Annotated in this window: 15 protein-coding genes; 11 read left to right on the top strand and 4 right to left on the bottom strand. The window is 65.2% G+C overall.

What is annotated here, in order from left to right:
• The first annotated feature begins 620 nt into the window (after positions 1 to 620).
• From AB4068_RS15490 to AB4068_RS15500, 3 genes are all read left to right on the top strand, one after another.
• On the top strand, positions 621 to 1,100 hold the full coding sequence (locus AB4068_RS15490; protein ID WP_441433839.1) for a hypothetical protein: 480 nt from the start codon (positions 621 to 623) through the stop codon (positions 1,098 to 1,100).
• 498 nt (positions 1,101 to 1,598) lie between these two features.
• Positions 1,599 to 2,453 carry an NlpC/P60 family protein gene (locus AB4068_RS15495; RefSeq protein WP_441433840.1) on the top strand — a complete coding sequence of 285 codons (855 nt, stop codon included), beginning with the start codon at positions 1,599 to 1,601 and terminating at the stop codon, positions 2,451 to 2,453.
• A gap of 102 nt (positions 2,454 to 2,555) precedes the next feature.
• The gene (locus AB4068_RS15500) at positions 2,556 to 2,948 is read left to right on the top strand and encodes a DUF1304 domain-containing protein (protein WP_441433841.1); all 393 of its coding nucleotides are present in this window, start codon (positions 2,556 to 2,558) and stop codon (positions 2,946 to 2,948) included.
• 73 nt (positions 2,949 to 3,021) lie between these two features.
• Here AB4068_RS15500 and AB4068_RS15505 read toward each other — a convergent pair whose 3' ends face one another.
• Together AB4068_RS15505 and AB4068_RS15510 are read right to left on the bottom strand one after the other, a co-directional pair.
• Positions 3,022 to 3,291: a DUF6993 domain-containing protein gene (locus AB4068_RS15505; RefSeq protein ID WP_441433853.1), complete on the bottom strand. Its 270-nt coding sequence runs from the start codon at positions 3,289 to 3,291 to the stop codon at positions 3,022 to 3,024.
• A gap of 3 nt (positions 3,292 to 3,294) precedes the next feature.
• Positions 3,295 to 3,522, bottom strand: a complete 228-nt coding sequence (locus AB4068_RS15510) for a hypothetical protein (RefSeq protein ID WP_441433842.1) — start codon at positions 3,520 to 3,522, stop codon at positions 3,295 to 3,297.
• A gap of 253 nt (positions 3,523 to 3,775) precedes the next feature.
• Here AB4068_RS15510 and AB4068_RS15515 point away from each other — a divergent pair, with 253 nt between their 5' ends.
• The 3 genes from AB4068_RS15515 (at position 3,776) to AB4068_RS15525 (ending at position 5,522) form a co-directional block, all read left to right on the top strand.
• The gene (locus AB4068_RS15515; RefSeq protein ID WP_441433843.1) at positions 3,776 to 4,510 is read left to right on the top strand and encodes a class E sortase; all 735 of its coding nucleotides are present in this window, start codon (positions 3,776 to 3,778) and stop codon (positions 4,508 to 4,510) included.
• Positions 4,511 to 4,513: 3 nt separating this feature from the next.
• On the top strand, positions 4,514 to 4,684 hold the full coding sequence (locus tag AB4068_RS15520) for a hypothetical protein (RefSeq protein ID WP_441433844.1): 171 nt from the start codon (positions 4,514 to 4,516) through the stop codon (positions 4,682 to 4,684).
• A 193-nt stretch (positions 4,685 to 4,877) separates the two neighbouring features.
• Positions 4,878 to 5,522: a ScbR family autoregulator-binding transcription factor gene (locus AB4068_RS15525; protein WP_441433845.1), complete on the top strand. Its 645-nt coding sequence runs from the start codon at positions 4,878 to 4,880 to the stop codon at positions 5,520 to 5,522.
• Between the two features lie 21 nt (positions 5,523 to 5,543).
• On the opposite strand, the gene AB4068_RS15530 is transcribed toward AB4068_RS15525, so the two are convergent.
• Positions 5,544 to 6,545 carry a ScbA/BarX family gamma-butyrolactone biosynthesis protein gene (locus AB4068_RS15530; protein ID WP_441433846.1) on the bottom strand — a complete coding sequence of 334 codons (1,002 nt, stop codon included), beginning with the start codon at positions 6,543 to 6,545 and terminating at the stop codon, positions 5,544 to 5,546.
• Between the two features lie 104 nt (positions 6,546 to 6,649).
• Here AB4068_RS15530 and AB4068_RS15535 point away from each other — a divergent pair, with 104 nt between their 5' ends.
• The 5 genes from AB4068_RS15535 to AB4068_RS15555 all read left to right on the top strand — a co-directional run bounded on the left by AB4068_RS15535 (position 6,650) and on the right by AB4068_RS15555 (position 10,705).
• Positions 6,650 to 6,892, top strand: a complete 243-nt coding sequence (locus AB4068_RS15535; protein WP_441433847.1) for a hypothetical protein — start codon at positions 6,650 to 6,652, stop codon at positions 6,890 to 6,892.
• Positions 6,889 to 7,362 (top strand): hypothetical protein, encoded by a 474-nt coding sequence (locus AB4068_RS15540; RefSeq protein WP_441433848.1) that lies wholly within the window; start codon positions 6,889 to 6,891, stop codon positions 7,360 to 7,362. Before AB4068_RS15535 ends, AB4068_RS15540 begins: the two co-directional genes overlap by 4 nt.
• A gap of 210 nt (positions 7,363 to 7,572) precedes the next feature.
• Positions 7,573 to 9,009 (top strand): sigma-70 family RNA polymerase sigma factor, encoded by a 1,437-nt coding sequence (locus tag AB4068_RS15545; protein ID WP_441433849.1) that lies wholly within the window; start codon positions 7,573 to 7,575, stop codon positions 9,007 to 9,009.
• 147 nt (positions 9,010 to 9,156) lie between these two features.
• Complete coding sequence (locus AB4068_RS15550) at positions 9,157 to 9,411, top strand: hypothetical protein (protein WP_441433850.1); 255 nt, start codon at positions 9,157 to 9,159, stop codon at positions 9,409 to 9,411.
• Positions 9,412 to 9,610: 199 nt separating this feature from the next.
• Positions 9,611 to 10,705 (top strand): RNA polymerase sigma factor, encoded by a 1,095-nt coding sequence (locus tag AB4068_RS15555; RefSeq protein WP_441433851.1) that lies wholly within the window; start codon positions 9,611 to 9,613, stop codon positions 10,703 to 10,705.
• 459 nt (positions 10,706 to 11,164) lie between these two features.
• Here the strand turns inward: AB4068_RS15555 and AB4068_RS15560 are convergent.
• Positions 11,165 to 11,512 (bottom strand): hypothetical protein (locus AB4068_RS15560; protein WP_441433852.1); only part of this gene is annotated, 348 nt, incomplete at its 5' end.

Consider the following 11,512-nt stretch of genomic DNA (forward strand, 5'->3'; position numbering starts at 1 on the left):
ACGCAAGAACCCAAGGAACCCTTCGGGGCGTACTACTGGAATTTGTGCTTGCGTTCTCGACGCGAATGTCCTGATCTCCGATCCTGCACGCGGGACTTGGTTTGGGAAAAGCTACGCACAGCTGTCAAGGCCGGCCAGGCAGCGGTTGGCGTTCCACGAATCGCTGTTTTGGAGGTCGCGGGACGAATCAAAATTGCTGCCGCCGCGGCCGCCGAGAAAATGCGCGCGTTGGCGCAGCGAGCTCACGTGACGGCGGGCCACGCAAGCCGTCGGTTGCAGTTGGTGGTCGAGACGTTCCAACGCCCCTTGACGTGATCGCAGCGATATCTGGTCCGTTGTGTATTGATTCGGGCTGATTGCCTGTGGCGTCAGGATTCAGTAGGCGGCAAGTTAGTATCCCTGTGGCGGTGAGGGTTTTGCTGGTTTCCTCTCAGTCTCTCCGGCGTCTGCTTTTGCCGGTCGGCCCGGAGCTGGTGGACACCGCCCGGACCGTCCGTCTCCACATCCTGGGTGACGTCCAGGCATTGGAGGCGTCGAGTAAAGACCCGCGCCGCAGCCACCCGCACACCTAAACCCCTTAGGCGTTGCCAGTAAGCGGCTGAAATTGTGTCCGTATGTGAATGAAAGTGATTGAAATGGCCACGTTGGTGCCCTTCGGCCTGAAGCGGCCTGCTGCCGCCGCGATGCAAGACTGCTATGACCAGGAACACCCTGCGTTCATGAGGTGGATCAATGGACTGAAAATACCCCGGGTTCAGCGTGTCGTCCTGACTGTCCTTTTGGGGATGGTGGACAGGGTTGAGTTCATGGACGGCCGCTGTGCCGGCGTCACGTACCCGGCAGAGCTCGCACGACGCGCTGGGGTGCCGCTTGGCGTGGAAGACGTTCTCCGTGCATTGGTAAACGGCGGGCATCTGAGCGTTCACCCAGCTGCAGAGGTCTTCGATGACCGGCGTCCTGGCATCGTCTTCCGGCTCCGCCGCCCTGATGTTGTCCTGACCGTTGAGTCAGCCGGGCCGTTGTGGAAGGTTGACTCCCTGGGGAGTAAAGCGTCAACCTCTTCGAGGACAACATCGGTGCCACGGGCCCGTCAGCTCTGAACTGAGATCGTTAGGCGTCACGGTCTTCCTGGAGCAGGACTCGCCAGGGGCGCTCCAGGAAAGGGACGAAGATAGGTCACGCCGTTTGCCGGACCACCACGTCAGGCATTTGCCCATTCACGCGTGTACCTCCAAGAGATCCGTCCACCCTCCATGCCGGTGATCTCTGAGCGCTTCCCATGCGGCCACAGGCGGAACGTTCCCCTCTCGGCGGCAACGGCCTTGACCCGGACGCGCGCTCCGACGTGGGCCATGACGCCGATGGGCGGGTCATGCCAGCGGCGGGCCACGCGTTAGCCCAGTGGTCGTCAGCCTCCTTGGCAGGCGTCACGATCCCTGGCGGGTCCGGTTGTCGATGTGTGCCAGTGGCACACATCGAGAACTGAACCTTTGCCGTTTGGCGGGCACGGGGTGCCGCGGCGTGACCGTGGTTTCCTTGTCCTGCCTGACCAGGACCGACGCCGACCCGGCCGGTTCCTGCCGACGAAAGCGAGACACATGGCTACCACGACCGCCAGGCACCGGGCCGAAACGGCCTCCCCGATCACCGCGATCAACAAAGCGCTGGACGTAAATGATTTCGGCAGGCGGGCCCTCGTCGTGGCCGTCACCTCAGGGCTGGCCCTCACCGGCAGCACCGCAGCACACGCCGACACCGGAGCCGGAGCCCGTGAGAGCCAGGCACCGGCCCCGCTCACCGCCCACGCCCCGGAAGAACCGGCCATCGTCGCCAGCCCCGCCGCCCGAATCAGCTTCGAACGCCCTGCCGTCAGCTCAAAGGCAGCACCTGCCCCCACCCCGCCCGTGACACCAGCCGCACCTCACACAGCAGCCGCCCCGCCTTCACCCGCACGGGCCGGGACCACCACGGCCGGGGCACCGGTACAGGGCACCGCCCCCGCGGGCGCGGGAACGGGCACATCCTCGCAGGCCACCACGCCGGCCGGAGCGGGAGCGCGCACGGGCGCATGGCCCCAGGCCGCCGCGCCAGCCGGACGCCCGGCAACACAATCTGCGTCCTCCGTGACGGGTGCGGCGATCATCGCGGCGGCCTACGCCCAACTCGGCGTCGCGCAGGACTGCACCATGCTCGTCACCCACTCCCTCGCCGCCGCAGGCATCAACTTCCATGGCTGGCCCGCGGACTACCTCACACTCGGGCGCACCGTCAGCGCCGCCGATGCCCGCCCTGGTGACCTTGTCTACTACCCCGACGGCGGCATGGGCGAAGCACACATCGCGGTATACGCCGGCAACGGCCAGGCCGTGCACGGCGGCTGGAACGGGAACACCACCGTCCTCTTCAGCGTCAACGTCGGCAAGGGCCACACCTTCATCCGCGTCGGTAGCTGAACCCAGGCCCGTGGTCCTCAATGATGGTGCTCGGGGGTGGCATTCAGCTGGCTCACGCAGCCGTGCACCAACACCAGGTCCCCGATGACAAAGGACACGCACGTGATTCAGGTTTCCCTGCTTTTTGCCCTTCTCGCCTCCTTGCTGCACGTCTATATCTTCAGCATGGAGTCGATCACCTGGACCCGTCCGGCCACGTGGCAGCGTTTCAGCCTCGCTTCCAAGGCGGACGCCGAAACCACCAGGTCCCTCGCGTACAACCAGGGTTTCTACAACCTCTTCCTCGCCATCGGCGCCCTCGCCGGGATCGTCGTGATCGCGCTCGGGCACCGGCAGGTGGGTTGGACGCTTGTGTTCAGCTCGTGCGGGTCCATGCTGCTGGCGGCAATTGTGCTTGCCCTGGGCGGCAGGAAGTACTTCCGCGCAGCGGTTCTCCAGGGCACGACGCCGCTGCTCGCCGTCGTGACCGGCGTCCTGGCCGTGGTTCTGGGCTAGCATCTCTTCCGGACAACCGGGAGTGAAGGGCGCTTTGGGCCGGTCACGGAAGACTCGTTTGCCTGGACTTTGTCTAGCGGGCGTCTCCCGCGAAGCACTTACCGCTGGCCAGCACGGGCAGGATGGCCGTGGTGACGTGGCCGTCCCTGATTTGTGCCATGACGCAGTCCGTCCCGGTGCGGGCAGCTGCCTCGATGGCGTCGACCTCCAGTCCTGTTGGTGTGCGGCCCGCGGACACTTCCAGGGACGAAACAGGGACCCCTGCCGCGGCGAGCGTTGACCTCACGGTTTCCTGGGCCGGTTTGGCATCGGTGCCGGCAAGAGCGGTCAGGGCGGCGTCAATGGTCTACTTCAGTTTGACGGTGGCCGGCTCCAGGGACGCCGTTGCGGGAGAGGGTGCCGCTTGGGTGGGCGCGTCCGAGGGGAGGGAGGGGCCCGCCGGGGAACCTGGCGGGCCGGATCCCGCGTCGGGGGCGGAACAGCCGGAAAGCAACACCAGCCCGACTGCCAGGCAGACAGGAATCGTGCCGGCATGGAGGAAACCCGCCCGGGCAGGCCTTCGGTCAAAGATCATCCGGTCATTCTGCCACGCCCGGAACGGGCGAAACCCGCCACGGCAGAACCTCATGGTTGGGCCCCTCCAAATGAGCGGGAGCGGGCCAACGCCGGGTGCATTTCGTCAGAATTCCAGGTCCAGCCGGTTCTTGTTAGAGACCGCCACGTCATCACCCCGGACGGCGGCCTGCCATACGCCCGTTTGAGGAAGAGAAGGCAATGACAACCCAGCGCTCTCCGTCGGCTTCTCCTGACTACCTTGGGGACGCCGGATGAGCGGCGGACGGATAGTCCGTGGCATCCTGCGGGGGTTCGGGGAAATCCTCGTCACGTCCGGGGTGATCCTTTTGTTGTTTGTCGCGTGGGACTTGTGGTGGACCAACGTCGACGCGGACGCCAGGCAGAACCAGGCCGTCCAGGGCTTTGCCCGGGACTTCACCGGACCCCTCACACCCGCCCCGGCTGCGGCACCGGTCGATTATGGGAAGCCTGCCGTGGCTGCTGCGCCGGGCCACGGCTACATGATCGGCATCATGTACATTCCCCGGTTCGGCCCGGACTATTCCCGGCCCATCATCGAGGGAACCGGTTCCGACATCCTGCACACGCTGGGCCTGGGCCATTACGGGACCACGAGCATGCCCGGAGCCCCTGGCAACTTCGCCGTCGCCGGACACCGCCAGACCCACGGCGCGGTGCTGGACAACATCCATCTCCTGGTTCCGGGCGACAAGATATATGTGCAGACCAAAGACGGTTACTACACCTACGTTTTCCGCAACAACCAGATCGTGCTGCCTTCACGGACGGACGTCCTTCTTCCGGTCCCCGCACAGCCCGGCGTGGCGCCTACCGAAAGCTACCTGACGATGACCAGCTGCAATCCGCGCTTCGGCTCCCAGGAACGCATCATCGCGTACTCCTTGCTGGAAAGTTGGCAGCCGGCATCCGCCGGGCCACCGCAGGAGATCGCCAAGCAAGTCGCCCGGACGCGCGGAAAGGGTTAAGCCATGTACGGATGTATCTTCCGCCACCTTCCGGGACCCCTGTGGGTGCGGATCCTCACATCGGCGGCCCTCGGTGCCGGGGTCGTGGTGCTGCTCGTCCAGTTCCTCTTCCCCTGGATGTCGCAGTTCACGACCTTCACCGACTCAACGATCGGTTCAGCACAGCAGCCATGAACCCCGGCCGTCCCGGCTGATTCCCCGGTGAACCGGATAGACGCGCGCCCAACACGGCCGGACCAGGATGTCGCAGCGATGAGCGCCCAGTCGTGGTTTTGCTAGGATCGCAGTCACCGGGGTTCCCGGCGTTGCGCCGAGCGCGTAGGGGGCCCCGGGTGGCATGTCATGTGATGAGAGTCGAGGTTCGTACTTGGTCCTTCAAGACCGTGCCAGGGCGACCCGCCAGTCCATCATCGCGGGCGCCGCGGCGGTCTTCGAGGAGCGCGGCTACGGCAACGCCAGCCTGACGCAGGTGTCCGAAGCCGCGGGAGTGACCAAAGGGGCACTGTACTTTCACTTCAAATCCAAGGAAGACCTCGCCCGGGAAGTCATCGATGAGCAGCACCGCATGGCCCGGGCGGAAAGCGAGAAGATCCTGGCCGAGGACCGGCCGGCACTGGCGACGATGATCCTGATGTGCCGCATGTTCGGACTTCAACTGCTCAACGAACCCGTGGTCAAGGCCGGCATCCGGCTCACCCTTGAGGCGTCGGCCTTCGACCGGCCCGTGCACAGGCCGTACGAAGACTGGATCGCAGTGATGGAACAACTGACGGAACAGGGGAAGAGCGAGGGACAGATCGGGCCAGCCGTGGATCCTGCCGCCCTTGCCCGCTACATCGTGGCATCCTTCACCGGGGTGCAGATGGTCTCCGACGTCCTGACCGGCCGGCACGATGTGATGCGCCGGATCGAGGACATGTGGGAAATCCTGCTCATGGGCATCCTCCACGAAGACTTCCAAGGGGACCCCCGCGCCCTCTCAGGGCTGCTCTCCTCACCTACCGGAGACTGAACCCGATCTGGACCCGGGACGCTACCGTCTGGGTCTGAGCTGCACGATGGTGCGCATCTTTACCTCGCCCAGGGTTTGAATGCTCGCCACCGCCCTCCCGTCTCCGGTGCCCTCGGCCGGGGTTTCCAGCACGACCTCCGTTTCGGAACCCAGCTCAACCATGGACATGAACCGGGCATCAAAGAAGGCGAAGTCAAGGGTTGGATCCATCCGGGCCAGCCGGAATGCCTGCCGTACTGCTTCGATCAGCACGACACCCGGAACATGGTCCAAAGGATGGTCGAACAAGACCGGGTTGGACACATCAACCCGCAGAGGCCAACGCGGCGTTCCCGTGTTCCTGCCCAGGACAACATTCAGGGAAGAACCATGCCCCACCCTCGCCGAAGAGACCGCTGCCGGCGCTGGTGCCCCTGCGGCCCCGTGAATGGCTTCACCCCCGGACCTGAAGCGGTCATAGACCCCGGGATCGACAATCCGTGCCCCGGCCGTTCCACCCGCGATCCTGACACCGTCCACCAGGAAATTTGCCGTGGTGCGGAAGAAGACCGTCCCCTTAACGGTTTGCCTGACGTCGGAAACCCGGACCTCGATCCGCACCTCGGCGGGTTTGCCCGGGTCACTTACCGTGTTCGGTGCCATCGAGACGAACATCTCCGGCATGAGGAACCGCGCGCCGACGGGCACACCCAGTTGCGTATGCGCGATCAGAACCGTCAACTGCCGCAGCGTCTCCACGACCAACGCCGAGTCGAAACCCGGACTCCGGGAATCAAAGAAAACATGCCAACGCGGCCACTGCGCCGACAACGTATAACCCGTCCCACCTGACGGACGGATATCCGTCAGGAAAACCTCGGAAATGGACCTCCGATGCACCAGCTCCCGGGCGACCGGGGCACCAAAGCCACCACCCCCGACAGGCTGTCCATTCTCCGGAATGACACCGGCCATCATGATCCTCTCTCCAGTTTCGAAAACAAACCATACCGGTCGGACGGATTTAAACGTGAAGGACACCATCCTGGTCGTTACCTACGAGTCGCCATTTTCAAGCCAGTCAGAATACGCAGAGTTTCGCCGGTCCATGCGTCGTCATGATCGGGCCGGCCCGGGGTTTTATTGACATGACGACAGCTCCGCTCAAGACCCGGGAAACGCTCCGGACCGGGCCCGAGACCGTGAGTGTCGGCGCCGCGGAACTTCGCAGGCTTCAGGCCTGCTGGTATGCGTTCGTTGGCATGTCGGACCGGAACTACGAACAGTTCGACCCTGTGGCATCGCTGCGGCACGCGGGCGCGGTCATCGACGCGGTGGGAAGCGTGATGGCAACGATCAAGCCATCGCCCGGGGAACAAGCAGACTCATGAAGAGCCTGGCGCCCGTGGAGGAAGCCGAAACCAGGGCCGTGGCCGGGCCGGCCGGACTGATCTCCTTTGTCCTGGCCGAGAACCGGAATGACGTGCTGAGCCTGGGAATGTTTGCCTACTACGTTTCACGTCATCCCCTGTGCCAGGGCCGGCCGCTCAGGTCCACGGCTCTGCGCTATCTCGAGAATGCGCTGGCCGCCGGTTTGATGACCGTCGGGGACGTTGACGGGGACCGGTACCGTCCGTGGCCCGTCCCGTACACGGAGGCTTTGGAACGAATCCGGGCAGCCTGGCCGGACAACAACGGCCCGGCCTTCGACGATCTGGCCTTCGATGAACCGGCCTTCAATGAACTCCGTGACGTTTGCTGGTTGGCCAACACCGCCAGAGGGGACCGGGCCGCGGATCTGCGGGCCTATGGGTCCGCCCGGTCTTCTGGTCTTTCGCCCGACGAGGCCGGGCTTCCCTAGCACCAAGGCAATACGATGTCCCACCCCACGGGACACGGCGGCCGCCGACGGTGTCCTTGTCCCCGGATTGGGGCGGGTTGATTAGATCAGCGGCGGGCATCGTGGGCGTCAGGATCCTGCATCTTTGCTGTTGAGGACTGGGGATCCTTTTGTCGGGGAGCCCGGGTCCAGGACGACACAACGGGGGTGGACGCTATCAGTGTTCAGAGCGTGACGGAGCTTTCAGATGAGGCCCTGATCATCTCCAGCCGTGGCGGCGACCGCGGCGCCGTGGACCTCCTGTACCGCAGGCACCACGATGCAGCCTTCCGGTTCGCCCGACGTCTGATGGGCAACGGAGCGGACGCCGATGATGTGGCGCATGAAGCCTTCACGAAAGTGATTGCCGCGATCGGCAGAGGCAACGGGCCGGAGGCGGTGTTCCGCCCCTACCTGTTCCGCGCGGTCCGCACGGTGGCGGCCGACCATTGGGATCAGCAATCAAAGGAAGTCCCCAGTGAGCAGACCCCGGACACCGGCCTGGAGGACCTTGGCCTGGAAGCCGTCCTGAGCCAGGACAGCATCACACCGGTCTACCGGGCCTTCGAATCGTTGCCCGCACGGTGGCGGACGGTGCTTTGGCATGCCGAGGTGGAGAATGAACCGCCCCGCCGTATCGCGCCGTTGCTTGGCATGGAACCGAACGCTGTCTCGGCGTTGCTCATGAGAGCCAGGCGGGGACTCCGGGAAGCGTACTTGCACGAATACGCCGCAGGAGAACTCCCGCAGGCCGGTTGCCAGCCGACGCTCCCCTATCTGGCAGGGACCGTCCTGGGCACCGCGTCGGCCCGTGACCGCGGTGCCGCGAAGGAACACGCCCGGGGCTGCGAGGACTGCAGGAAGGTCATCGCGGAGCTGACGGACATCAGGAAGACCATGCGGGTGCTTGTTGCCCCTGTCCTGCTGCTCTCACCCTCACTTGCAGCTTCGACGTTACCCGTCCCACGGTGGAATCCGAGGCCGTGGCTGAGCACGGGTTTCCTGGCAGGGTCAGCCATCGCCGGGATCGCGGCCGCCGTCGGACTGGTTCTTCTCGTCCAGGGGACGGGCACTCCAACGCAACACACCATTGCCGTGCAAGAATCCACGAGCCCCTCACCCCACGCACCCGCCACGGCATCCGGCAGTGGCCCCGGCACACCAAGCGGCCGTCCCGGTCCGCCAACCATCGATTCTTCAACCGCCGCCGGACCCGCAGCCGTGACGGAACCCGGCGGAAACGAATCGCCGGCGGTCCCGTTCCTGCCCCTGCGCCCGGCAAACCCTCCCCGCAACCCGTCACCGGGTCCGCACAGGAATCCACCACCAACGTCAGCTGCACATCCGGCGCCGCCCAAGCCGTCACCAGGCTCAACCACCGTGCCGGCGCCAACTCCATCACCAAGCAGGCCCGCACCGTCGCCCACACCGTCACCGACCACGGCCACCCCGATGCCCACACCCACACCGTCACCGACCACGGCCACCCCGATGCCCACACCCACTTCGTCACCGACCACGACGATGCCCAGCGCCGGTACGTTTTCCTCCCCCACCGCAACGCCGACAACACCAGCGTCTCCGCCCCCGGCCTGCGTGCCTTTCTTGATCTGGTGCCTGCCGGGTTGAGGACCCGGCGTGAAGACAGAACCGAAGTCACGGAGGAACATGGGTAAAGGACCAGGAAGCATCCAGGACGCACAAAGTCCGGATGTTACAAACCAGGACGGCCCAGGCCGATATGATCGGCAGGCATCGGCGACAACAGGGGAAGGCATGTCAGAGAACACCCATGATCGTCCCACCGTGTCGGTCGGCCGGGACGAAATCGCGGAACTTTCCCGCGCCTGGACCGAGTACATTTCGGCGACCGGGAACGGGGCGGGCCCGTTCGATCCGATCCTGGCCCTGAGAAAGACCGGCGACATCCTCCGCTCGGTCGACAGGGTTCTAGCTTCGGTCGACTTCGAAGCAAGCCAGGACGAACCGCCCCGGGCCTCTTCCGGCAGTGCCGGACGCCCCGGCTCGTAACATGCGACGTTTGTCTGAACATTTAACGACAAAAACACCCATTGGTGATCTTGTCGTGCTTTCCTAGGAGCATCCCGTTCGACCGGCTCGGGACCCCTCCCCGCCCCGGAGCAACGATGCCCACTGCAGCTTTCACCGATTCAATGCTTGCCGCAGTCCGGTTGCCGCACGGCCACGCACCGGCGTTCGGTGACTTGCCGTGATCGAGTACCCGTCGACATCGGAGGAGGAAGCCCGCCTCGTCCAGGATTGCCGGGACGGCCTCCCCGGGGCGGTCATCACTCTCTACCGGATCCACTGGGAACCGGCGTTGCGGTACGCCAGCCGGTTAAGCAGTTCCTTCCACGATGCCGAAGACATCGCCGCGACGGCGTTCCTGAAGTCACTGACGGCCATGCGCCGCGGCAAGGGCCCCGACGGACCGGTCCGGCCCTACCTCTTCACAGCAGTCCGGACGGCCGCAGCGGACCACCATTCCGGACCGGAACACCCTGCGTCGGGGATCGATGAAGTGGCCGCCCACGGGAACAGCGTCCATGACTTCCGCTCCCCGGACCACGATTTCGTCGCGGAGGCATTCGCTGCACTGCCCCTGCGCTGGCAACGAGTCCTTTGGTACGTTGAAATCGAAGGCCTGAAACCGCGCGAAGCAGCACCGTTGCTGGGAATCGAACCCAACGCTCTCTCCGCCGTTCTCAAGCGGGCACGCAAGGGCCCGCGCGAGGCATACCTGGCCGTCTACATCCGGGAAACACCCAACACAGGCTGCGGAATAATGCTCCAGCTCCTGACCCTCTCAGCCCAAGGACAGGCCGGCCCCGGCGAACGGGCATCCGTCGACCGCCATACCCGGACCTGCCAGGACTGCCACGCCGCCCTCAAACGGCTCGGCGGCGTCCACTCCGGCATGCGAAGCTTCCTGCACCCCGGACTGATCATGACCCTCATCTGCCCCGTGACAGCGATGCGCATCCTGGACGTCATGCCCTTCCCCGGCCAACACGAAGTGCAGCAGCTCAACGAGACAATGACCCAGCACGGGAATCCCCTCCGGGCGCTCTTCCACGGGATCCGGGCCGTTGCCGCGACGGCTGCCATGATCGCGGCAATGATCATCACGCCTGCCGCCCCGGCCAGAAGCCCGGACCCAATACACCAGGAGGCGTCCGTCCCCGGGCGCGGCCCCTACGGAACCGCAACAGAAAGCCCGCCGGGCCAGCCGGCTTCGCCCCCAAACCCGACGGACAACGCCGCCAGGTCGGACGCCCCGACTCCGGTCCCTGTTGCGCCTTGACCAGCCAGCAGACTGCCGCGTCGGCACACGCCGCAGACCCGCCGCCATCCCTGCACACGGCAGGCAACTGAAGCCCGAAATTCAGGCGAATCCGGTGCGCCTTCCACAGACCTTCGTGGCATGCTACTCGATGAGGACCAACGCCGCAGGGCCGGCCTCAGTGACAGCGATCCGCCCCACGCCGTGGTCCAGGATGATCCACACTGTGCAGCCGCCGTGTGTGCGATCATCGATGGTCCCGGTCCCGCTGCAGTACCCGCTGTGGAAGCACTTCTATCCGGTCACCGCTGTTCAACGCCCGCCACAGGCGCGCCTCTCCCGTTTTCACCAGCGGTTCCCCATACTCAGGGAGAACCGCCCTTGCCCACATCGCGGGCCGATCCGGAATCCGTCCGCCTCAGGTCGCCCGCTATAGCGAACAGCGGCACGTTTCATGACGCGGCTGCCTTGATAGGGCGTTTAGATGTGCTGGATGATCCGCGGCCGGTTGGGTCGGCGCACACGCAACCCCTTCTTTCCGCCCGGGCCGTGTCCCAGTCCGTCCCGTTCCTCAAAAAAGACGGGAACCAGGGTCTCTCCCCAGGGTTCGGAGTGGGGGCCGGCGTCGAGCCGTTCCGGGCCTTGCACGTCGGCGTATTCCTTGCGGGTGTGCTGGTTCCGGCGTGCCTTCTTGATGCTTGCGGTGGTTGCCAGAGCGGTGAAGACAACCAGGCACAGGATGCCGACGGCGAGGGCGGCGATGATGAAGATCGCGAGGGTTCCGGCGTAGACCAGAAGATCGGTGTCGATCATTGCGGTGGTGCTTCC

This window comes from Arthrobacter sp. 2RAF22, assembly GCF_052115325.1.
GTDB lineage: Bacteria > Actinomycetota > Actinomycetes > Actinomycetales > Micrococcaceae > Arthrobacter.

Coding starts and splice junctions, on each gene's coding strand:
- AB4068_RS15550 (WP_441433850.1), top strand. CDS start 9,157: ATGTCAGAGAACACCCATGATCGTCCCACCGTGTCGGTCGGCCGGGAC.
- AB4068_RS15490 (WP_441433839.1), top strand. CDS start 621: ATGAAAGTGATTGAAATGGCCACGTTGGTGCCCTTCGGCCTGAAGCGG.
- AB4068_RS15510 (WP_441433842.1), bottom strand. CDS start 3,522: ATGATCTTTGACCGAAGGCCTGCCCGGGCGGGTTTCCTCCATGCCGGC.
- AB4068_RS15540 (WP_441433848.1), top strand. CDS start 6,889: ATGAAGAGCCTGGCGCCCGTGGAGGAAGCCGAAACCAGGGCCGTGGCC.
- AB4068_RS15530 (WP_441433846.1), bottom strand. CDS start 6,545: ATGGTGTCCTTCACGTTTAAATCCGTCCGACCGGTATGGTTTGTTTTC.
- AB4068_RS15515 (WP_441433843.1), top strand. CDS start 3,776: ATGAGCGGCGGACGGATAGTCCGTGGCATCCTGCGGGGGTTCGGGGAA.
- AB4068_RS15520 (WP_441433844.1), top strand. CDS start 4,514: ATGTACGGATGTATCTTCCGCCACCTTCCGGGACCCCTGTGGGTGCGG.
- AB4068_RS15535 (WP_441433847.1), top strand. CDS start 6,650: ATGACGACAGCTCCGCTCAAGACCCGGGAAACGCTCCGGACCGGGCCC.
- AB4068_RS15495 (WP_441433840.1), top strand. CDS start 1,599: ATGGCTACCACGACCGCCAGGCACCGGGCCGAAACGGCCTCCCCGATC.